18 protein-coding genes are annotated in these 20,033 nt (G+C 74.8%); 10 read left to right on the top strand and 8 right to left on the bottom strand.

Annotation, left to right across the window (positions count from 1 at the left end; translation table 11 throughout):
* Positions 1-81 precede the first annotated feature (81 nt).
* From AYX06_RS04025 to AYX06_RS04015, 3 genes are all read right to left on the bottom strand, one after another.
* Complete coding sequence (locus AYX06_RS04025; RefSeq protein WP_062734700.1) at positions 82-933, bottom strand: hypothetical protein; 852 nt, start codon at positions 931-933, stop codon at positions 82-84.
* Positions 917-2,809: an FAD-dependent oxidoreductase gene (locus AYX06_RS04020; protein WP_084271435.1), complete on the bottom strand. Its 1,893-nt coding sequence runs from the start codon at positions 2,807-2,809 to the stop codon at positions 917-919. Before AYX06_RS04020 ends, AYX06_RS04025 begins: the two co-directional genes overlap by 17 nt.
* A gap of 227 nt (positions 2,810-3,036) precedes the next feature.
* Positions 3,037-3,849, bottom strand: coding sequence for an IclR family transcriptional regulator (locus AYX06_RS04015; RefSeq protein WP_261775370.1), 813 nt, complete (start codon positions 3,847-3,849; stop codon positions 3,037-3,039).
* Between the two features lie 129 nt (positions 3,850-3,978).
* Between AYX06_RS04015 and leuC the strand changes: the two genes are divergently transcribed.
* The 6 genes from leuC to AYX06_RS03985 all read left to right on the top strand — a co-directional run bounded on the left by leuC (position 3,979) and on the right by AYX06_RS03985 (position 10,617).
* Positions 3,979-5,481, top strand: a complete 1,503-nt coding sequence (leuC, locus tag AYX06_RS04010) for a 3-isopropylmalate dehydratase large subunit (protein WP_232319388.1) — start codon at positions 3,979-3,981, stop codon at positions 5,479-5,481.
* Positions 5,482-5,513: 32 nt separating this feature from the next.
* The gene (leuD, locus tag AYX06_RS04005; RefSeq protein WP_062734699.1) at positions 5,514-6,113 is read left to right on the top strand and encodes a 3-isopropylmalate dehydratase small subunit; all 600 of its coding nucleotides are present in this window, start codon (positions 5,514-5,516) and stop codon (positions 6,111-6,113) included.
* A gap of 170 nt (positions 6,114-6,283) precedes the next feature.
* Positions 6,284-7,600: a UDP-N-acetylglucosamine 1-carboxyvinyltransferase gene (gene murA, locus AYX06_RS04000; RefSeq protein ID WP_062734698.1), complete on the top strand. Its 1,317-nt coding sequence runs from the start codon at positions 6,284-6,286 to the stop codon at positions 7,598-7,600.
* A 13-nt stretch (positions 7,601-7,613) separates the two neighbouring features.
* The gene (locus tag AYX06_RS03995) at positions 7,614-8,363 is read left to right on the top strand and encodes a lysophospholipid acyltransferase family protein (protein WP_062734697.1); all 750 of its coding nucleotides are present in this window, start codon (positions 7,614-7,616) and stop codon (positions 8,361-8,363) included.
* Positions 8,364-8,389: 26 nt separating this feature from the next.
* A complete protein-coding gene (locus AYX06_RS03990; RefSeq protein ID WP_062736867.1) occupies positions 8,390-9,502 on the top strand; it encodes an NAD(P)H-dependent glycerol-3-phosphate dehydrogenase in 1,113 nt (370 codons plus the stop codon).
* Positions 9,499-10,617 carry a D-alanine--D-alanine ligase family protein gene (locus AYX06_RS03985; protein WP_062734696.1) on the top strand — a complete coding sequence of 373 codons (1,119 nt, stop codon included), beginning with the start codon at positions 9,499-9,501 and terminating at the stop codon, positions 10,615-10,617. The genes AYX06_RS03990 and AYX06_RS03985 overlap by 4 nt, the downstream gene beginning before the upstream one ends.
* 34 nt (positions 10,618-10,651) lie before the next feature.
* Here the strand turns inward: AYX06_RS03985 and AYX06_RS03980 are convergent, their stop codons facing one another.
* Together AYX06_RS03980 and AYX06_RS03975 are read right to left on the bottom strand one after the other, a co-directional pair.
* Positions 10,652-11,254: a class F sortase gene (locus AYX06_RS03980; protein ID WP_232319387.1), complete on the bottom strand. Its 603-nt coding sequence runs from the start codon at positions 11,252-11,254 to the stop codon at positions 10,652-10,654.
* On the bottom strand, positions 11,251-12,000 hold the full coding sequence (locus AYX06_RS03975; protein WP_157093451.1) for a hypothetical protein: 750 nt from the start codon (positions 11,998-12,000) through the stop codon (positions 11,251-11,253). Before AYX06_RS03975 ends, AYX06_RS03980 begins: the two co-directional genes overlap by 4 nt.
* A gap of 688 nt (positions 12,001-12,688) precedes the next feature.
* Between AYX06_RS03975 and AYX06_RS03965 the strand changes: the two genes are divergently transcribed.
* Positions 12,689-13,969, top strand: coding sequence for an ABC transporter permease (locus tag AYX06_RS03965; RefSeq protein ID WP_062734692.1), 1,281 nt, complete (start codon positions 12,689-12,691; stop codon positions 13,967-13,969).
* Positions 13,970-13,993: 24 nt separating this feature from the next.
* Here AYX06_RS03965 and AYX06_RS03960 read toward each other — a convergent pair whose 3' ends face one another.
* The 3 genes from AYX06_RS03960 to AYX06_RS03950 all read right to left on the bottom strand — a co-directional run bounded on the left by AYX06_RS03960 (position 13,994) and on the right by AYX06_RS03950 (position 15,601).
* Positions 13,994-14,299, bottom strand: a complete 306-nt coding sequence (locus tag AYX06_RS03960) for a DUF4193 domain-containing protein (protein ID WP_062734691.1) — start codon at positions 14,297-14,299, stop codon at positions 13,994-13,996.
* 182 nt (positions 14,300-14,481) lie between these two features.
* The gene (locus AYX06_RS03955; RefSeq protein ID WP_062734690.1) at positions 14,482-14,898 is read right to left on the bottom strand and encodes a CBS domain-containing protein; all 417 of its coding nucleotides are present in this window, start codon (positions 14,896-14,898) and stop codon (positions 14,482-14,484) included.
* A gap of 199 nt (positions 14,899-15,097) precedes the next feature.
* Complete coding sequence (locus tag AYX06_RS03950) at positions 15,098-15,601, bottom strand: DUF3515 domain-containing protein (RefSeq protein WP_062734689.1); 504 nt, start codon at positions 15,599-15,601, stop codon at positions 15,098-15,100.
* A gap of 64 nt (positions 15,602-15,665) precedes the next feature.
* On the opposite strand from AYX06_RS03950, the gene thiL reads away from it, so the two are divergent.
* Genes thiL through AYX06_RS03935 form a run of 3 tightly spaced genes read left to right on the top strand, consistent with a single transcriptional unit; the run spans position 15,666 to position 20,010 of the window.
* On the top strand, positions 15,666-16,751 hold the full coding sequence (gene thiL / locus AYX06_RS03945; protein ID WP_062734688.1) for a thiamine-phosphate kinase: 1,086 nt from the start codon (positions 15,666-15,668) through the stop codon (positions 16,749-16,751).
* The gene (locus AYX06_RS03940) at positions 16,741-17,700 is read left to right on the top strand and encodes a DAK2 domain-containing protein (RefSeq protein ID WP_307725487.1); all 960 of its coding nucleotides are present in this window, start codon (positions 16,741-16,743) and stop codon (positions 17,698-17,700) included. Before thiL ends, AYX06_RS03940 begins: the two co-directional genes overlap by 11 nt.
* 12 nt (positions 17,701-17,712) lie before the next feature.
* Positions 17,713-20,010, top strand: a complete 2,298-nt coding sequence (locus AYX06_RS03935) for an ATP-dependent DNA helicase RecG (RefSeq protein ID WP_062734686.1) — start codon at positions 17,713-17,715, stop codon at positions 20,008-20,010.
* The last annotated feature ends 23 nt before the right edge of the window (positions 20,011-20,033 follow it).

Raw genomic sequence — 20,033 nt, 5'->3', positions numbered from 1 at the left:
CCCACCCTGAGGGGCCCCGGGGCGGCCTCCGGGTCGTCCCCGGCCGCCCTCCGGGCGGGTGCGGACGCCCGGAGGGCTCCCTCAGCGGCGACCGGCCGCCGGGCGCAGCGCGAGGATCCATCCGCCCGCGGCGCCGATGGCGAGCAGGACGGTGACGAAGCCGATCGCGGGCGCGGACGCCCACGTCAGGGCCTCGCCGTACCTCAGCAGGGCGATCGCCTGCAGGAGGGCGAAGGCCAGGGCGCCCACCCCGAGGGGGCGGACGGTCAGGGCGTCGCCGCTGCGCAGGGCGTAGGCCGCGGCCCAGCCGAGCCCGACCAGCCACGCCCCGACCGCTCTCGCCGTGAGCGGGGTCAGCGGCCATGGCCACAGCGCCGCCGCCGCGGCGGGCACCACCAGGAGCGCGACGCCGACCCCCAGCAGCACGGCGGCGACGGCCGCCAGGAGCAGCCGCAGCCCGCCCGGCAGCGGTGCGCGGGCCGCCGCGGGCTGCCCGGCAGGCCCCCGGGAGCGCAGCTGGAGCCGGCCGATGACGAGCATGGCCACGGGCACGGCGGCGTAGATGGCCAGCCAAGCCCAGGTGGCGAAGCGGGCCAGGGGCGGGTGCTCCGGCGACAGGTGGAAGCGGTCGAGGTGGAGCAGGGTCACACCCAGGGTCAGCGTCGTGAAGACGAACACGGGCCAGACGGCCAGCCTGGCCCGGTCCCAGCCGGCGGAGCGGGCCCCCGCCACCTCGAGGAGCGCGCTGGACCAGTACGCCGCGCCGAGGAACACGGCGGTCATCGGCGGCTCGATCGTCCAGGCGAACCAGTCGGCCGTGCGCAGGGGGAAGACGAACAGCACCAGCCCGGCGAGGAACACGAGGAAGGCGGCGACGTAGAGCAGCCGCCGCATCGCCGGGATCAGCGGCGCGGTCTCAGCCGGGGAGCGCATCGCCGGCCGGGTTCCCGGGATCGGCCGTCCGGGCCGCGGGCGGGGCCGGGGCGGCAGGAGCGGCCGGGGGAGACTCCGGGGCGGCCGGCGGGTGCCCGGCCAGGTAGCCGTGCAGGAGCGAGACCACGGTAGCGCCGTCCCCCACGGCGGTCGCCACGCGCTTGATCGAGCCGGCCCGGACGTCGCCGATCGCGAAGACGCCCGGAAGACTGGTCTCCAGGGGCAGCGGCGACCTGGCCGGTGCGCCGCTCCCGGCGCCGTCGGGATCCCCCGTGCCGCCCGTGCGCAGGAACCCGGCGCGGTCGCGCTCCACCGACCCGGGCAGCCACGACGTCCGCGGCACCGAACCGATCAGCACGAACAGCGCGGACGCCGTAATCTCCTCCGGACCCATCTCCGCGACCTGCTCCGGGCCGGCCGCCGCATTCTTCTCCGCGACCCCCTCCGCGACCCCCTCCGCGACCCCCTCCGCGACCTCCTCCGCGGGGACGGCGCCGGGACCGCCGGTGGGGGCGACCACGACGGCGGTGAGGCACCCGTCGTGCTCGCGGGCGCCCACCACCGAGGTCCCGTAGCGAACCGTCACGTTGCGGGTCGCCTCGAGCTGGGTGATCAGATAGCTGGACATGCTGGCCGCGAGCGAGGGCCCCCGGACCAGCAGCGTCACGTGCTCCGCGTACTTCGCGACGTGCAGGGCCGCCTGCCCCGCCGAGTTGCCGCCCCCCACCACACAGGCACGCTGCCCGGCCAGCGACGGCGCCTCGGAGACGGCGGCGCCGTAGAAGACCCCCCGCCCCACCAGGGCCTCGAGCTGCGGTACGCCGAGGCGCCGGTAGTCCACGCCGGTGGCCACCACCACCGTGCGGCCCCGCACCACGCCGCCGTCGGACGTGGTCACCGTGCGTACGGGCCCGTCGGTCCCGAGGCTCTCCACCCGCCGCAGGAACAGGAAGTCCGTGCCGAAGACCCAGGCCTGCTGGAAGGAGCGGAAGGCCAGGTGGGCGCCGCTCACCCCGCGGGAGAAGCCCGGGTAGTTGCGGATCAGCGAACTGGTGCCGGCCTGGCCGCCCACGGCCTGCTGCTCCACGACCATGGTGGAGAGACCCTCGGAGGAGGCGTAGACCGCCGCGGCGAGACCGGCGGGACCGGCACCGACGATGACGACGTCGAAGACCTTGTCCGTCGGCGGCGGCCGGTTCAGCCCGAAGGCCTCCACGATCTCCGGGTCGCTGGGATCCTCCAGGACCGTCGGCGGCGAGGTGAACTGCAGCACCAGGACCGGCAGCGCCGGGTCGTGCAGGCCCAGGCTCTCCAGCATCCGCTGCGCGGCCGGGGATCCGACCGGATGGAAGCCCACCGGGATGTGGTTGCGCACCAGGGTGTCGCGCAGCGTGTGGGCCCGCTCGTCGCGCTGGTCCCCGATCATCCGGACCGCCTCGAACCCGCCGCCCTGGGCCAGGTGCCAGTCGTCGAGGGCGTCGGTGATCGCGCCGTGGAACTCCTCGTCGCGCGGACGCTCGGGGCGCAGGACGAGCAGGTCGGCGTGACCCTGGGCGATGGCACGGAACACGGTGGGGCCGCTGGCGAAGTCGCCCCAGGTCACCGCGACGGCCCGCTTGGCGGCGGGGTGGTCGGCGTAGGCGCGCCGCAGGAGGTCCAGCCCGTCGCGGTCCGACGGCCCGTAGCAGCCCACGATGAGGGCCACCGCACGGCCCCAGCGCCGCAGCCCCCCGAGGACCGCCCGGGCATGGGCGTGGTCGGCGCAGACCACGACCTCGTAGTCGGCGCCGTAGCGCCGACGCAGCTCGTCTCCCAGGATGCCCCGGGAGACCGGGTCGCTGGTCGCGAGCAGCAGGACCGGGACCGGGTCGTCCATGGCCGCCACCTCCTGGTGGGTCCCCTGGCCGGATGGCGCTCAGGCTACTCGCGCGGGCATCCGCGGGCAAGAGATCCGCCGCCGGACCGGTCCGGGCGGCCGCGGGGCGCTCGGGAGGGCTCCGGGGGCGAGCGCCTCCGCCCGAGGGGGCGGACAGCACCGGGCCGCTCCGGTCGCGCTCCCGCGCGCCTCCGGGGCCCCCTGCGGCGTCCGGCGGACCAGCCCATCTAGTGCGCGGCGGCCCGCACCGTCTCGGTGAGCTGGCGGGCGGCCTGCACCACGACCTCCGCGTGCAGGCGTCCGGGCTGGCGGGTGAGCCGCTCGATCGGACCGGAGATCGACACCGCCGCGATCACGCGGCCGGAGGGCCCCCGCACGGGCGCGGACACGGAGGCGATGCCCGGCTCCCGCTCGCCCAGCGACTGGGCCCAGCCCCGGCGCCGCACCCCGGCCAGCACCGTGGCGGAGAACCGCGCGTGGCGCAGGCCCTCGAGCAGCCGGTCGTGGTCCTCCCACGCGACGAGCACCTGCGCGGCCGACCCGGCCTTCATCGACAGCTGCGTGCCCACGGGGATCGTGTCCCGCAGCCCGATCGGCCGCTCGGCCGAGGCCACGCACACGCGCCAGTCGCCCTGCCGGCGGAAGATCTGCGCGGACTCCCCGGTCGCGTCCCGCAGGTTGACCAGCACGGGGCCGGCGGCGGCGATCAGCCGGTCCTCGCCGGCGGCGGAGGCCAGCTCCACGAGCCGGGACCCGAGCACGAAGCGGCCCTGCATGTCCCGGCCCACGAACCGGTGGTGGGCCAGGGCCACGGCGAGCCGGTGCACGGTGGGCCGGGCCAGACCGGTGGCGCTCACCAGCTGCGCCAGGGTCGCCGGCCCGGCCTCGAGGGCGTCGAGGATCATGGACGCCTTGTCCACGACGCCCACACCGCTGGGGGAGGCGGCCGAGCTCAGCAGCAGGGCCTCGCCCGTGCCCTGCCCGCCCAGGGGGCTGCCCAGGGGGGCGCCGGACGGGTCCATGTGTCCAGATGTGTCCATGCTCTGATACTGCCGTCTCAACATGTGAGAAGCAAGCGACAAAGCTGGCCACTCCACGAGCCCGCCCGCGACCATGGAGGCACGACCCCGCACAGGCAGCCTCGCGCAGGCAGCACGGAAGGATCCGCCATGCCGGACTACCAGTCCTCCACCCCCTCCACGACTCCCGCCCCGGCCTCCGGGCGCGCGGGCGGGCGCACCCTGGCCGAGAAGGTCTGGGCGGACCACCTCGTGCGCCAGGGCGAGGACGGCCGGCCGGACCTGCTCTACATCGACCTGCACCTGCTGCACGAGGTGACCTCCCCGCAGGCCTTCGAGGGGCTGCGCCTGGCCGGCCGGCCGCTGCGCCGCCCGGACCTGACGATCGCCACCGAGGACCACAACACGCCCACGCAGGACATCTTCTCCCGCATCGCCGACGACACCTCCCGCAAGCAGATCGAGACGCTGCGCGCCAACTGCGCCGAGTTCGGCGTGCGCCTGCACCCGCTCGGCGACGCCGAGCAGGGGATCGTGCACGTGGTGGGTCCCCAGCTGGGGCTCACCCAGCCCGGGATGACCGTGGTCTGCGGCGACTCCCACACCTCCACCCACGGCGCGTTCGGCGCGCTGGCCTTCGGCATCGGCACCTCCGAGGTCGAGCACGTCATGGCGACCCAGACGCTGCCGCTGGCGCCGTTCCGGACCATGGCGATCACCGTCGAGGGCACCCTGCGCCCGGGCGTCTCCGCGAAGGACATCATCCTGGCCGTCATCGCCAAGATCGGCACCGGCGGCGGGCAGGGCTACGTCCTGGAGTACCGCGGCTCCGCGATCCGCTCCCTGTCCATGGAGGCGCGGATGACGATCTGCAACATGTCCATCGAGGCCGGGGCGCGGGCCGGCATGATCGCCCCGGACGAGACGACCTTCGACTACGTCCAGGGCCGTCCGCACGCCCCCGCCGGCGCCGACTGGGACGCCGCCGTGGAGTACTGGCGGACCCTGCACACCGACGAGGACGCCGTCTTCGACGCCGAGGTGTTCCTCGACGCGGACGAGCTCGAGCCCTTCGTCACCTGGGGCACCAACCCCGGCCAGGGCGTCCCGCTCTCGGCGGCCGTGCCCGACCCCGAGGACATCGGGGACGAGAACGACAAGGCCAACGCGCGGCGGGCCCTGGAGTACATGGGCCTGAGCGCCGGCACCCCCATGAAGGAGATCCCGGTGGACACTGTGTTCCTGGGCTCCTGCACCAACTCCCGGATCGAGGACCTGCGGGCCGCCGCGGAGATCGTCAAGGGCCGGTCCAAGGCCGGGAACGTGCGGATGATGGTGGTGCCCGGCTCCGCGAAGGTGCGGCTGCAGGCCGAGGCCGAGGGCCTGGACCAGGTGTTCAAGGAGTTCGGTGCGGACTGGCGCTTCGCCGGCTGCTCGATGTGCCTGGGCATGAACCCGGACCAGCTGGCCCCGGGCGAGCGGTGCGCCTCCACGTCGAACCGCAACTTCGAGGGCCGCCAGGGCAAGGGCGGGCGCACCCACCTCGTCTCGCCCGTCGTGGCCGCGGCCACCGCGGTGCGCGGCACCCTGTCCTCCCCGTCCGACCTCGAGCCCGCCGCCGCCCCGACCGACCTCGCGTCGGCCGGCGCGTGAGCCCCCGACCCGCAGCCCAGGAAGGCCCTCCCATGGAGAAGTTCAGCACGCACCGGGGCGTCGGCGTCCCGCTGAAGCAGTCCAACGTGGACACCGACCAGATCATCCCCGCCGTCTACCTCAAGCGGATCACGAAGACCGGCTTCGAGGACGCCCTGTTCGCAGCCTGGCGCAAGAACGAGGACTTCGTGCTCAACCGGGAGCCCTACCGGCACGGGACCGTGCTGGTGGCCGGCCCGGACTTCGGCACCGGCTCCTCGCGCGAGCACGCCGTGTGGGCGCTGCGCGACTACGGCTTCCGGGTGGTGATCTCCGCCCGCTTCGCCGACATCTTCCGCGGCAACTCCGGCAAGCAGGGGCTGCTCGCCGCCCAGGTCGACCAGTCCGACGTCGAGCTGCTGTGGAAGCTGATCGAGGAGCACCCCGGCACTCCGATCGAGGTCGACCTCGAGGCGCGCACCGTGAGCTGCGACACCGTGACCGTGCCGTTCGTCATCGACGACTACACCCGCTGGCGGCTCATGGAGGGCCTGGACGACATCGGGCTGACCCTCCAGGACGAGGACGCCATCACCGCCTACGAGGCCCGCCGGCCCGCGTTCAAGCCCACCACGCTGCCCGCCCGCACCTGAGCCCCGGCGCCCCGATCCCGGCCCGGCGGAGCCCTTCACGGCTCCGCCGGGCCGCGCGCTGTCCCGGACACGCACGACCCCGCCTGTGCGAGGCGCCTCTCCGGGGAACCTACACTGTACGGGTGCCGCTCCCGCTCGGGGGTGGCCCGGCAACAGCAGATCGGAAGTTCATGAGCAGCGCACTGCACATCACGGGCGGAGTTCCCCTGTCCGGCCAGGTCACCGTGCGAGGTGCCAAGAACCTCGTCCCCAAGGCCATGGTGGCCGCCCTCCTGGGGTCCACGCCGTCCGTCCTGGCGAACGTGCCGGAGATCAAGGACGTCCAGGTCGTCACCAACCTGCTGTCCCTGCACGGGGTCGAGGTGGGGCGCGAGGACGGCCGGCTCTCCCTGGACCCGTCCAACGTCACCACGGCCCGGCACGCGGACATCGACGCCCACGCGGGGGACTCCCGCATCCCGATCCTGCTGTGCGGACCCCTCCTGCACGCGATCGGCGAGGCGTTCATCCCCGACCTCGGCGGATGCAAGATCGGCGACCGGCCCATCAACTACCACCTCGACGTGCTGCGCCACTTCGGGGCCCGGGTGGAGAAGCTCGAGTCGGGGATCCGGATGAGCGCCCCCCACGGGCTGCACGGCGCCAAGGTCGAGCTGCCCTACCCCTCGGTCGGCGCCACCGAGCAGGTGCTGCTCACCGCCACCCGCGCCGACGGCCACACCGAGCTGCGGGGCGCGGCGACCGAGCCCGAGATCATGGACCTGATCGCGATCCTGCAGAAGATGGGCGCCATCATCACGGTGCAGACCGACCGGGTGATCCGGATCGAGGGCGTCCCCGAGCTCACCGGCTACCGCCACCGGGCCATGCCCGACCGGATCGAGGCCGCCTCCTGGGGCTCGGCCGCGCTCGCCACCGGCGGCGACATCTTCGTGGCCGGGGCCCGGCAGGCCGACATGATGACCTTCCTCAACACCTTCCGCAAGATCGGCGGCGGCCTCGACATCACCGAGGACGGGATCCGCTTCTACCACCCCGGCGGGGACCTCAACCCGCTCATCGTGGAGACCGACGTCCACCCCGGCTTCATGACCGACTGGCAGCAGCCGCTCGTGGTCGCCCTCACCCAGGCCAAGGGCGTGTCCATCGTGCACGAGACCGTCTACGAGAACCGCTTCGGCTTCACCGGCGCCCTCAACCGGATGGGGGCCACGATCCAGCTGCACCGCGAGTGCCTGGGCTCCGTCCCGTGCCGGTTCGGGCAGCGCAACTTCGTGCACTCGGCCGTGATCTCCGGGCCCACCCCGCTGCGGGCCGCCCAGATCAACATCCCGGACCTGCGCGGAGGCTTCTCCCACCTGATCGCGGCGCTGGCCGCCGACGGGGTCTCCCACGTGACGGGCGTCGAGCTCATCAAGCGCGGCTACGAGCACTTCACCGACAAGCTGACGGGGCTCGGGGCGTCGTTCGAGCTCGACGGCGAGTGAGCCGGGCCCGTCGATGAGCCGCACCTCGAACCGCCGCCTGTTCCGTGTGCTGGCGGGGATCGTCAAGCCGGCCTACCGGCTGGTGGCGCGGCTGCGCTGGACCGGGGCGGAGCACCTGCCCGCGGAGGGCGGGTTCATCGTGGTCCCCAATCACCTCACCGAGCTCGACCCGCTGACGGTGGCGATCACGCTCTACGACAACGGCATCATGCCCCGGTTCCTCGCCAAGGAGTCGCTGTTCCGCGCCCCCGTGGTCGGCGCGGTGCTGCGGGCCACCGGGCAGGTCCCCGTCCTGCGCGGCACTCCCGACGCCGCGGCCGCGCTCACCGCCGCCCGCGCGGAGCTGGCCTCCGGCGGGGCGGTGGTGATCTACCCCGAGGGCACGCTCACCCGCGACCCCGACCAGTGGCCGATGACCGGGCACACGGGTGCCGCCCGGCTCGCCCTGGCCACCGGCGTCCCGGTGATCCCGCTGGCGCACTGGGGGGACCAGGAGGTCCTCGGCCGGGCCCCGTCCACCGGTCGGCAGACCGTCAGCCTGTTCCCGCGCAAGCACGTGCGCGTGCGGATCGGCCCGCCCGTGGACCTCACCCCGTGGCGCGACGACGCCCCGGCCCTGACGCACCCCGTGGGGCGCCACGCCGCCCGGCTGGAGGACGCCACCGACGCGATCATGCGGGCCGTGACCGACGAGCTCGCGGCGCTGCGCGGGGCCGAGGCCCCGCCCGCCCTGTGGGACCGCAGCCGAGGAGGCCGCCTGTGACGTCGCCCTCCGGCCCCGCCCGGCCCATGCCCGGCTCACCCCTGCCCGTCCCGTCCGGAACCGCCGGGGGCCCCCGGAAGATCGCCGTGCTCGGCGCCGGGTCCTGGGGCACCACCTTCGCCAAGGTCCTGGCCGACAGCGCCCGGGCCGCCGCGCACGCCCGGCACGAGCCCCCGGCCCGCACGGTCGTGCTCTGGGGGCGTGACGCGGACGCCATGGGGCACGTGGCGCGCACCCACGTGAACGACCGCTACGTGCCCGGCATCCGGCTGCCCGGGCTCCTGCAGGTCACCGGGGACCTCGCCGCCGCCGTGCACGGGGCCGACCTGGTGGTCCTCGCGGTGCCCGCCCAGGCGCTGCGCGCGCAGCTGGCCGCCGCGGCCCCGCACCTCGACCCGGAGGCGGTGCTGCTCTCCCTGGCCAAGGGACTCGAGCGGGACACCGGGCTGCGGATGAGCGAGGTGGTCGCCGAGGAGCTCGGCCGGGACACGGACCGGGACGCCGAGCACTGGCGGGAGCGCACCTGCGTGCTCTCCGGGCCGAACCTGGCCATGGAGATCGCCGAGGAGCAGCCCACCGCCTCCGTCGTCGCGGCCCCCACCACGGAGCTCGCCAGCTGGGTGGCGCACGCCTGCCGGACCCGCTACTTCCGCCCGTACACCAACACCGACGTGGTGGGCACCGAGATCGGCGGGGTGGTCAAGAACGTCATCGCCCTGTCCGTGGGCATCGCCGACGGGCGGCACTTCGGGGAGAACTCGAAGGCCTCCATCATCACCCGCGGGCTGGCCGAGACCACCCGCCTCGCCCTCGCCCTGGGCGGCCGGCTCGAGACGCTCTCCGGCCTGGCCGGGATGGGCGACCTCGTGGCGACCTGCTCGTCGCCGCTGTCCCGCAACCGCACGGCGGGCCGGCTCCTGGGGCTCGGCGCGACCCTCGCCGAGGTGCAGGAGGAGATGACCCAGACGGCCGAGGGGATCAAGTCCGCCCCGGCCGTGCTGGCCCTGGCCCGCCGGCACGGCGTCGACATGCCCATCACCGAGGCCGTCGTGGCCATCCTGCGCGAGGACATCACCGTCGACGACCTGGCCCCGCTGCTGCTGGGCCGCGAGATCAAATCCGAAGGGACCACCCCATGACCCCCCGCCCCTGCGTCGCCGTGCTCTTCGGCGGACGCTCCAGCGAGCACTCCATCTCCCTCATCACGGCCCGCGGCGTGCTGCGCGCCATCGACCGGGAGAAGTGGGACGTGGTGACGGTCGGGATCTCCACCTCCGGTGAGTGGTTCCTCTGCCCGCAGGAGGAGCTGGAGCGGCTGCTGGACGAGAACCCGATCGCCGAGCTGCCGGTGGGGGAGGACCTCGTGAGCCTGCCGCTGAAGGTCGGGGAGAACGAGCTGATCGTCCGGCAGGCCGGCTCCTGCGGCGAGACCGTGACCCGCGACCGCCACATCGACGTGGTCCTGCCCCTGCTGCACGGGCCCTTCGGCGAGGACGGCACCCTCCAGGGGCTCCTCGAGCTCGCGGACCTGCGCTACGTCGGCTGCGGGGTGACCGCCTCCGCGGTGGGCATGGACAAGCACTTCATGAAGCTGGCCTTCGAGGCGGCCGGCATGGAGGTGGGCCCCTACACCGTGGTCACCGACCGCCAGTGGGCTCTCGACCCGGCCTGCGTGCGCGAGCGGATCGCCGCGCTGGGCTTCCCCGTGTTCGTGAAGCCGGCCCGGGCGGGCTCCTCCTTCGGGATCACCAAGGTGGACCGGCCCGAGGACCTGGACGCGGCGATCGAGACCGCCCGGGAGCACGACCGCAAGCTCGTGGTCGAGGCCGGCATCGTGGGCCGGGAGATCGAGTGCGCCGTGCTCCAGGGCCGCGGCACGGACCCGGCCCGCACCTCGATGCCCGGGGAGATCGAGATCGTCGACGAGCACGCTTTCTACGACTTCGAGGCCAAGTACGTCTCCCAGGCCTCCGCGAGGCTCAGCTGCCCCGCGGACCTGCCGCAGGAGGCGACCGACGCCATCCGCGCCGGAGCCGTGACCGCCTTCGAGGCGCTCGACGGCGAGGGCCTGTGCCGCGCCGACTTCTTCTACACCCCGGACGGCCGGGTCGTCATCAACGAGGTCAACACCATGCCCGGCTTCACCCCGATCTCCATGTACCCGCGGATGTGGGCGGCCTCCGGGCTGGACTACGCCCGGCTGATCGACGAGCTGCTCGGCCTGGCCATGGAGCGCCCGGTCGGCCTGCGCTGACTCTCCGGCCCGCCCGTTCCCCTCGGGGCCGGGCCTAGTCCTCCGGGGCGGGGGAAGCGGTGACCACGACGTTCTTGCCGACCGCGTCACGCGTGTAGCAGCTGATCAGCACGATGCGGTGGGGCACGACCCGCCAGATCCCGCTGTCCTTGAGCGTGTCCTTCTCGTAGGTCGTGACGGAGTCGACCACGTAGTCGAGCGTCCCGTCGACCGTCTCCACCTCGAGCCGTTTCCCGACCAGGGACGGGTCGCTGAGCTTGTTGAACGGCAGCGCGACCCGGTCGTAGCTGTGCCCGGCGATGTAGGTGGTGTTCTCCGAGCCCGCGCCGGGCATCCCGTAGGGGGTGAGCCAGTAGCCGCTGTAGGTCTGCGGGGGCACCAGGGAGGCCTCCGAGAGCTGGTCCTCCGTGGGGTTGTAGGGCAGGACGTCCGCCTCGAAGTCCACGGCGTCGATGCTCAGGCGCAGCGGCGACGCCGCGCCCGGGGTGTGGCCGAAGAGCTCCTGGGCGAGGAACCACTGGTTCATCAGCCCCACCCAGAGGACGGCGGCGCAGATGGTCACCACGGCCGCCCACCGCGCCCGCGGGTCCGTGCGGGAGGTCGTGCCCGGGCGCGGCGGCGCCGGCAGGGTGCTCATGCCCATGCTGTCCTGTTCTCCGTGGTCCGGGCCGCGACGGCCGGGACCGGTCGTCCCTGTGCGGGGGCGCGGCCGGGCGCCCGCCGCACCGGCGCCGCCCCGAGCCGGCGGGCCCGGAGCGCCAGCGCGCCGGGCAGGGCCACCGCCGCCGCGAGCAGCGCGGTGAGCACCCCGGCCGCGGCCGGCTGCTCCAGGGGCGCGGCGGTGAGGAAGGTGTCCACGTTCAGACCGGTGTTCTCGCCCCCGCTGGGAGCGGCCACCTCGGCCGCGGGCGCGGCCGGGACCTCCTGGACGGCGGCCGGGACGTCCGCGGGCGCGGGGTCCACGGCCGGCGGTGCGACCGGGGCGGCCTCCTGCGCCGCGGGTGCGGCCGGGGCGACCTCGGGGGCCGCCGGTGCCACCTGGGCGGCGGCCGGGACGTCCGCGGGCGCGGGGTCCACGGCCGGCGGTGCGACCGGGGCGGCCTCCTGCGCCGCGGGTGCGGCCGGGACCACCTCCGGCGCAGCCGGTGCCTCCTGGGCGGCCGCGGGGGCCTCCACGGGTGCGGGATCGACGGGCGCGGGAGCCACGGCCGGGAGCTCGGCCGGAGCGGCCTGCTGCGCCGCGGGTTCGGCCACGCCCGGCGGGGCGTCAGCGGCCGGTGCGTCCACCGGTGCGGCGACGGCCGACGGGGCGCCCAGCAACAGGCTCCCCACCAGCACGGTCGTCGACGAGCCGGCGACCACCAGCTTTCTCGTAGCAGTCATGTCGATGTGTCTCCTGATCGTCCGTAGTCGGCCCGGGCCCACCCCAGGACCGCCAGCGCGCAGCACGAGCCCCTGACGGTGTCGCCTCCGCACCCCCGCGCGGACACGACGGGACGCGTCGTGCTGCTCCTCGTTCGGCCCGGACGGGGCGAGTGCCCGTTCGACGGAGCCGGAACCCCCGACCGAAGAACTGCTGTGCTTTAACTATGTACTCCTGCACATCGTTAGCAAGGGTGAACGGCTACGTGACGGCATGAGGCGGCGGACCCGGGCCGGGCCGCAGAGGCCGCCGCGCGGGCGCCGGGGCGGCCGGGATCCGGATCCGGCCCCTTTCCCCCGGCGCAACCCTGCACTAGTGGGGACACGTGTCCGGTCCGCACCGTCATTCGCGAACGCACATGATGGAGTCCACGGGGTGCCGCTCGGGCACTCCGCCGGCCGCACTCCGGAGGGCGGCCACGTCCGCCCGAGGCGGGGAGAGGCAGTCGATGAGCTCAGGAGTGCCCGGGGCGGGGGGCCCGGTGCAGGTGCACGGCCGCGCGGAGCACGGCAGGACCGTGGTGGGCGCCCACGGCCCTGCGCGGGCGGCCCGGTGCGGCCGCCGGTCCCAGCGCTGCGGGGCTCCGGTGCTCGCGCCGCCCGCCTGCGCCGCACCGGGCGGCGCGTTCGCCGGCGCCGGGGGCGTCCCGTGAGGTGGCCCGATCTGCTCGGCTCCGCGGCGGTCAACGCGCGGCGGGCGAGGATCCGCACCGGCCTGACCGTGGTCGCGGTGTTCATCGGGGCCTGCGCGCTGACGCTGACCTCCGGGATGGGCACCGGTGTGAACCGCTACATCGACGACACCGTGGCCGCCTTCGGCGACGCCGACGCGCTCTACGTCCAGAAGTCCCAGCCCCTTGTCGAGCTCTCGGCCGGTGCCGGGCCGCGCGAGTACGACCCGGACACCACGCGGATCCGCACGGGCTTCGGCGTGTCCTTCGAGGGGCTCTCCCCGGAGGACGTCGAGTTCCTCGAGGGCCTCGACGGCGTGGCGTCGGTCAAGCCGATGTACGCGGTCTCGCCGACCTACCTGGAGGCCGCGGACGGCAGCCGCTTCCAGCTCTCGCCGGGCATCCCGGTCGACGCCGTGGGCCTGCAGATGGTGGCCGGCGGGCCCCCGGCCGCGGAGCGGGACGAGATCGCGGTCCCGGACAGCTGGGTGGCCCACCTCGGCTACGCCTCCGCCGCGGAGGCCGTCGGAGGAGAGGTGGTCGTGGTCATGACCGACCTCGCGGAGCGGGACCGGGCGTTCCCGGCCCGCATCTCCGGGGTGACCCAGGCGAGCCTGGCGGGGACCTCCCTGAACCCGATCCCGTCCGACTCCTTCAACGAGCGGCTCTACGCGTACCAGGTGAGCGGCGGGCCGCAGCAGGTGCCCGAGAGCTTCGCGATGGCCACGGTCACGGTCGAGGACATGGGGCGGGCTGCCGAGATCCAGTCCCGGCTGGAGGAGCGGGAGATGCTCGGCCTGACGGTGGAGGACCAGCTGGGGATGTTCCGCACGGTCATCAACGCCATCGTGTGGATCCTCAACGCCTGTGCCGTGATCGCCCTGCTGGCCGCGGGCCTCGGGATCATCAACACGCTGCTGATGTCGGTGCAGGAGCGCACCCGGGAGATCGGGCTGATGAAGGCCATGGGGATGAGCGGGCGCACGGTCTTCGGCCTCTTCTCCCTGGAGGCCGTGCTGATCGGCCTCCTCGGCGCGGCCCTCGGCGCCGCGGCGGGCGTCGCCGGCGGCTCCGCGGTGAGCAGCGCGCTGGCCGGGGGCTATCTCTCGGGTCTGCCCGGCCTGTCCCTGTTCGCCTTCGAGGCGGGGAGGGTCGGGCTGATCGTGCTGGCCGTCATGGGGATCGCGTTCCTCGCCGGCACGATCCCGGCCGTGCGGGCCGCGCGGAAGGACCCCATCGCCTCCCTGCGCCACGAGTGAGCCGCGGCGGGCCCGCCGGGCGGGTCAGCCCTCGCACTCCAGGCAGTACTTCGCGCCGTCCTTCTCGCGGGCGAGCTGGCTGCGGTGGCGGACCAGGAAGCAGGACATGCAGGTGAACTCGTCCTCCTGCTCGGGCACCACCTGGATCAGCAGCTCCTCCTGGGACAGGTCCGCGCCGGGCAGGTCGATGCCCTCCGCCGTGTCCGCGTCGTCGACGTCGATCGCCGGGCTCTGGCTCGTGGCGCTGCGCTGGGCCTGGATCACCTCGAGCGACTCGTTGGCGGGTTCGTCCTCGGGCTTGACGCGGGGCTCGTCGTAATCGGTGGCCACGGGTGATCTCCTCCTGTGGATGGTGCGGTCGTTGAGGTGTCCACGCCACAACCCGGCGGGGAACGGACCTATTCCCGTTCCGCCGCGGCCGGTGCCGGGGAAGGCACCGATGGTAGCCCGCCCGGGGGCCGCGGGCACAAACCGCCCGGCACGGTCCGTGCCGGGCGGTCCGTACCGGGGGCTCAGTCGAAGGAGATCAGCTCGACGAGCTCACCCACGCGGTCCTCGGGCATGGACCGGGCGATGTCGGCCTGGCTGATCATGCCCACGAGGGCGTGTCCGTCGATCACCGGCAGGCGGCGCACCTGGTGCTCCTGCATGGTGTCGATGGCCTCCTCCACGCTGTCGTCGGCGCCGATCGTCACCGGCTTCCCCTGGGCCAGCTGCCCGGCCTTCACCTGGCGGGGGTCGGTGCCGACCGCCAGGCACCGCACCACGATGTCGCGGTCGGTGAGCACGCCCTTGAGCCGGTCGTCCTCCCCGCAGATGGGCAGCGCACCGACGTCGAGGTCCTTCATCTTCCGGGCGGCCTCCTCGAGGCTCTGGTTTTTCCCGATGCACTCCGCGCCGGGGGTCATGATCTCTCGTGCGGTCGTCATGGCTCGTCCTCCTGTGCTCTCGAGGTGCCGGGAGGGCACCGCTGCGGTCCGTGCGGCCGGTTCCCGGCCGTGCCGGGGCACCCACGATAGTGATCCCGGACACGCCGGGGAACCGCCGGCCCGCCCCGCCCGTCACACTCCGCCGCGGGCCGCACCGCGCGCCGGCGCCCGGCGCCACCGCACCGGGCGCCGGCGGGGGTCACAACCCCTCGGCGGCGTCCTGGAGGTCCAGGCACTGGCGGTCGGCGGGGATCTGCTCGACCGCGGAGCCCAGCTCCACGAGCAGCGTCGAGGAGGACACGGCGGTGCTGTCGAACACCACCTCCACCGCGGGGTCGCGGCCGTACGTGGTGGCGGTCCAGGTGTCCCCGTCCTCGCCGTCCGCGCCGCCCTGGCGGATCAGCCAGTCGACGTCGTTCACGGAGGAGCACGGGTCCGTGGTCGGGCCGGGGGGCGTCACCCCGCAGCGGACGACCACCGCCGTGGGCTCGCCGTAGGCCGTGGTGGCCTGGCTGGTGGTCTCCCGCTGCTCGTGCTCACCGATGGTCTCCGGCATGGCGAGCATCGCCGGGGCGCACCCGGGGTCGGCGGCGTTCTCGGCGGGGTCCACGGTGACGGCCGGGGTGCAGCCCGTGAGGACCGCGGCCAGGGCGCCCGCCGCCAGCAGGGCGCGGGCAGGACGGGGCGGGGGGAGCAGGGGCATGCCACCAGCGTAATCCGTGGCCGGGGCCGTTCCCGCGTCCGGGCCCCTCGTTAGGATGAGCGCCATGAGCCGACCCCCAGCGGACCCCCCTGCACCCCACGCGCCGCCCGCGGCGGAGCCGACGGTCGGGGAGCTCTCGGAGGCGGAGCTGCTGGCGCGCGTGCTGCCGCTTCTCGCCCGGCCCGCCGCCCAGGTGCTGCTCGGTCCCGGGGACGACTGCGCCGTGGTCGCGGCCCCGGACGGCCGGTACGTGATCACCACGGACACCCAGGTCCAGGATCAGGACTTCCGCCTCGCCTGGCCCAGCGGCGTGCGCACCACCGGCTACGACACCGGCGTCAAGTGCGCCGCGCAGAACCTCGCCGACGTGGCCGCGATGGGCGCGGTCCCCTCGGCCCTCGTCGTCTCGCTCACCCTGCCCCCGCACACCCCCGTGTCCTGGCCCGAGGACTTCGCCCGCGGTCTCGCCGCCGGATGCGAGGCCATGGGGGCGCAGCGCTGCGCCGTGGTCGGCGGGGACCTCGGGGCCGGACGGGAGCTGTCGGTCACGGCGACGGTGACCGGCGACCTCGAGGGCCGGGATCCGGTGCGCCGCGCCGGGGCCCGGGAGGGAGGCGTGCTCGCCCTGGCCGGCACGACCGGCCGCGCCGCCGCCGGGGTGGCCCTGCTGGAGGACCCCCGCTACCGGGCCGGGCAGGACGAGCTCCTGGACGAGCTCGCGGCGGCGCAGCTGCGCCCGTGCGCCCCCGTGCCGGCCGGCCCGGACGCCGCCCGCGCCGGCGCCACCGCCATGATCGACCTCTCGGACGGCCTGCTCCGTGACGCCGGGCGGGTCGCGGCCGCCAGCGGCGTCGTGGTCGACCTCGACGGCGCGGCCGTGGCCGCCCTCGCCGAACCCCTGGAGCCGGCCGCCCGGCTGGTCGGCGCGGACCCCCGCGACTGGGTGCTCACCGGCGGGGAGGACCACGGCCTGCTGGCCGTCTTTCCACAGGGCGCCCCCCTGCCCGGGGCCTTCCGTGCGATAGGCTCGTGTGCGCCCGCGCCCCCGGGGCACGACGGCACCCGCCCCCGGGTGCTGCTCGACGGACGAGCGCCGCACCTCGCCCTCGGGCACCCGGTCGGTGAAGGATGGGATCACTTTGAACCATAGGATCGGATCGAACACGGCCGTCATGCGGCGGTGGCTCGACCTGGCCCACCGCGATCTCGTCCGGCACAGCCCCGTGCTCAACGCCCTCAACGTCTTCCCGGTCGCCGACTCGGACACCGGGACCAACCTGGCGACCACCGTGCGCGCCGCGGCCGAGGCCGCCGGCGTGCTGGAGACCGGCGACGTTGGAGAGCTGCTCGCCCTGGCCGGCCAGGCCGCCCTGGAGGAGGCCCGCGGCAACTCCGGCACCCTCTTCTCCGTGTTCCTCACGGCGGTGGGCCAGTCCCTCGAGGGACAGACCCGGATGAGCGCCGAGTCCGTGCGCGTGGCCCTGCACGCGGGCCACGTGCGGGCCTGGAGCGTGCTCTCCGACCCGGTCGCCGGCACCATGCTCTCGGTGCTGGAGGCGGCCGCGGCCGTCCCGGTCCCGCAGGACGTGGGGGACGGGTCGAACCAGCAGCTGAAGGACTTCCTGGCCCAGGTGAGCGAGGCCGCCCGCGCCGCCGTCCTGGCCACCCCCGACCAGCTCGAGATCCTGCGCGAGACCGGCACGGTCGACGCCGGGGCGCTGGGCATGCTCGTCGTCCTCGACGCGCTCGCCCGCACGGTGGGCGGGGACGACGCCGGCGACGAGGCCGGCCTCGACCAGCTGATCGACGACGCCGCCGCACGGGCCGCGGTCGCCCAGGCCGCCCCGCACACCGTGCACGGCGGCGTGGAGGTCATGTGCACCGTGGAGCTGTCCCCGCTGGACGCCGCGGAGCTGCGGCACGAGCTCAGCGAGGTGGGCAGCAGCGTGATCATGAGCGCGGTCTCCGAGGCCGGGGACGGCTACCGGTGGCGCGTGCACGTGCACGTGGAGCGCACCGAGGAGGCGCTCGCGGTGATCGGCGCCCGGGGCGAGGCCGTCAACCTCACGGTGACCTCCCTCTCGGAGGCGGACGGATGAGGCGCGCCTGAGATGGCCCGGTCCCACACCGGCGGGGCGTTCCCCGCCCCGGTCCCCGAGCTCGACCAGCCGCTCGCGCGCCTGCTGGGCCGCGCCACGGCCGACCAGCTGGCGCGGCAGCTCTCCGTGAGCACGATCGGGCAGCTGCTCGACCACTTCCCCCGCCGGTACATGCCCCGGGGCGAGCTCACCCCCTTCTCGGAGCTGCGCATCGACCAGCAGGTCACCATCGTGGCCGAGGTCGTCTCCGCCTCCACCCGCCAGATGCGCTCCCGCCGCGGGTCGATCACGGACGTGGTGATCACCGACCGCGTCTCCTCGGACCCCCGGCTGCTGTTCGAGGACGCGGAGCCCGCCCCGGGCCGGACGATGCGGCTGAGCTTCTTCAACGCCTGGACCGCGGCCAGGGACCTCCCCCCGGGCACGCACGCCCTGTTCTCCGGGAAGGTCGGGCTGTACAACGGCGCCGTGACCATGACCAACCCGCACTACGCGATCCTCGACCCGGACGCCCCGGAGGCCGGGGAGAGCGCGGAGGAGCGGGCCGGGCGCCCCATCCCCATCTATCCGGCCACCGCCAAGCTCACCACGGACAAGATCGCCCGCGCCGTGCACTCCCTGCTGCCGGTCGTCGACTTCGCGGCGGTCCCGGACCCGCTGCCGGAGAGCATCCGCGAGCGGGAAGGGCTCATGGGCCTCGAGGAGGCATACTGGCAGGTGCACCGGCCGCGGGACACGCGGGCCCACGGCGAGGCCCGCCGCCGCTTCCGCTACCAGGAGGCCTTCCTGCTCCAGTGCGCCCTCGCCCGCCGCCGGGCCGAGCTCGCGGCCCACCCGACCACCGCCCGCCCCGGCACCCCGGACGGGCTCCTGGCGAAGTTCGACGCCGCCCTGCCCTTCGAGCTCACCGCCGGACAGCGCGCCGTGGGGGAGGAGCTCGCGGCGGAGCTCGCCGGGACCCACCCCATGAACCGGCTGCTGCAGGGCGACGTGGGCGCCGGCAAGACGCTCGTGGCGCTGCGCGCCATGCTGCAGGTCGTCGACTCGGGCGCCCAGGCCGCGCTGCTCGCGCCCACCGAGGTGCTCGCCGGGCAGCACCACGGCTCCGTGCTGCGCTCCCTCGGCCCCCTCGCCCACGGCGGGCAGCTGGGCGGGGACCCCGACGGCACGCAGGTCGTGCTGCTCACCGGGTCGATGGGTGCGGCCGCGCGCAAGCGGGCGCTGCTGCAGATCGCCTCCGGGGAGGCCGGGATCGTCATCGGCACCCACGCCCTGCTCTCCGAGGTCGTGCAGTTCGCCGACCTCGGGCTCGTCGTCGTGGACGAGCAGCACCGCTTCGGCGTGGAGCAGCGCGACCGGCTCCGGGACAAGGCCGGCCGTCCCCCGCACCTGCTCGTGATGACCGCGACCCCCATCCCGCGGACCGTGGCCATGACCGTCTTCGGCGACCTCGACGTCTCCGTGCTGGACCAGCTGCCGGCCGGGCGCCAGCCCATCGCGACCCACACGGTGGGGCTCGTGGAGCACCCCGCCTGGGAGCAGCGCCTGTGGCGCCGCGCCCGCGAGGAGATCGACGCGGGCCGGCAGGTCTACGTGGTCGCGCCCAAGATCGGGGACGACGACGAGGCCCCGCCCGCCGGCTCCCTGGCCGAGTCCGCCCGCGCAGCCGCCGCCGAGGACGAGGAGGCCGAGGCGCCGATGGCCTCCGTGGCCTGGCTGGCCGAGCTGATCGCCCGGCAGCCCGTGCTGGACGGCGTGCGCGCCGAGGTGCTCCACGGCCGGCTCGACCCGGTGCAGAAGGCCCGCCTCATGGAGGACTTCGCCTCCGGGGTGGTGCAGCTGCTGGTGTGCACCACCGTGGTCGAGGTGGGGGTGGACGTCCCCAACGCCACGCTGATGATCATCGTGGACGCCGACCGGTTCGGCATCTCCCAGCTGCACCAGCTGCGCGGGCGGATCGGGCGGGGTGGGCACGCCGGGACGTGCCTGCTGGTCACCCGGCGCCCCGCCGAGCACCCCTCGCGGGAGCGCATCGAGGTCGTGGCCGGCTCCACCGACGGCTTCGCGCTCGCCCGGGCCGACCTGGAGCTGCGCCGCGAGGGGGACATCCTCGGCGCGGCGCAGTCGGGAGGACGGTCCACCCTGCGGCTGCTGCGCGCGCTCGACGACGCCGAGCTGATCGAGCGCGCCCGCCGGGACGCCGTCACCCTCCTCGGCGAGGACCCCGGGCTCGACGAGCACCCCGAGCTCGCCGAGGCCATCGAACGCTACCTCGCCCCGGACGCCGAGGCGTTCCTGGACCGGGGCTGAGCCCGGTGCGGTCGAGGACGGGA

It is taken from the genome of Kocuria turfanensis (genome assembly GCF_001580365.1).
Lineage (GTDB): Bacteria > Actinomycetota > Actinomycetes > Actinomycetales > Micrococcaceae > Kocuria > Kocuria turfanensis.
This window is presented reverse-complemented; position numbering and strand designations above follow the sequence as displayed.

What these genes read in the sequence shown, in the direction of transcription:
- AYX06_RS03955 (WP_062734690.1), bottom strand. Translation starts at nt 14,898, where the DNA reads ATGACGACCGCACGAGAGATCATGACCCCCGGCGCGGAGTGCATCGGG.
- AYX06_RS04015 (WP_261775370.1), bottom strand. Translation starts at nt 3,849, where the DNA reads ATGGACACATCTGGACACATGGACCCGTCCGGCGCCCCCCTGGGCAGC.
- AYX06_RS04025 (WP_062734700.1), bottom strand. Translation starts at nt 933, where the DNA reads ATGCGCTCCCCGGCTGAGACCGCGCCGCTGATCCCGGCGATGCGGCGG.
- murA (WP_062734698.1), top strand. Translation starts at nt 6,284, where the DNA reads ATGAGCAGCGCACTGCACATCACGGGCGGAGTTCCCCTGTCCGGCCAG.
- AYX06_RS03980 (WP_232319387.1), bottom strand. Translation starts at nt 11,254, where the DNA reads ATGAGCACCCTGCCGGCGCCGCCGCGCCCGGGCACGACCTCCCGCACG.
- thiL (WP_062734688.1), top strand. Translation starts at nt 15,666, where the DNA reads ATGAGCCGACCCCCAGCGGACCCCCCTGCACCCCACGCGCCGCCCGCG.
- leuC (WP_232319388.1), top strand. Translation starts at nt 3,979, where the DNA reads ATGCCGGACTACCAGTCCTCCACCCCCTCCACGACTCCCGCCCCGGCC.
- AYX06_RS03935 (WP_062734686.1), top strand. Translation starts at nt 17,713, where the DNA reads ATGGCCCGGTCCCACACCGGCGGGGCGTTCCCCGCCCCGGTCCCCGAG.
- leuD (WP_062734699.1), top strand. Translation starts at nt 5,514, where the DNA reads ATGGAGAAGTTCAGCACGCACCGGGGCGTCGGCGTCCCGCTGAAGCAG.
- AYX06_RS04020 (WP_084271435.1), bottom strand. Translation starts at nt 2,809, where the DNA reads ATGGACGACCCGGTCCCGGTCCTGCTGCTCGCGACCAGCGACCCGGTC.
- AYX06_RS03950 (WP_062734689.1), bottom strand. Translation starts at nt 15,601, where the DNA reads ATGCCCCTGCTCCCCCCGCCCCGTCCTGCCCGCGCCCTGCTGGCGGCG.
- AYX06_RS03975 (WP_157093451.1), bottom strand. Translation starts at nt 12,000, where the DNA reads ATGACTGCTACGAGAAAGCTGGTGGTCGCCGGCTCGTCGACGACCGTG.
- AYX06_RS03990 (WP_062736867.1), top strand. Translation starts at nt 8,390, where the DNA reads ATGCCCGGCTCACCCCTGCCCGTCCCGTCCGGAACCGCCGGGGGCCCC.
- AYX06_RS03985 (WP_062734696.1), top strand. Translation starts at nt 9,499, where the DNA reads ATGACCCCCCGCCCCTGCGTCGCCGTGCTCTTCGGCGGACGCTCCAGC.
- AYX06_RS03995 (WP_062734697.1), top strand. Translation starts at nt 7,614, where the DNA reads ATGAGCCGCACCTCGAACCGCCGCCTGTTCCGTGTGCTGGCGGGGATC.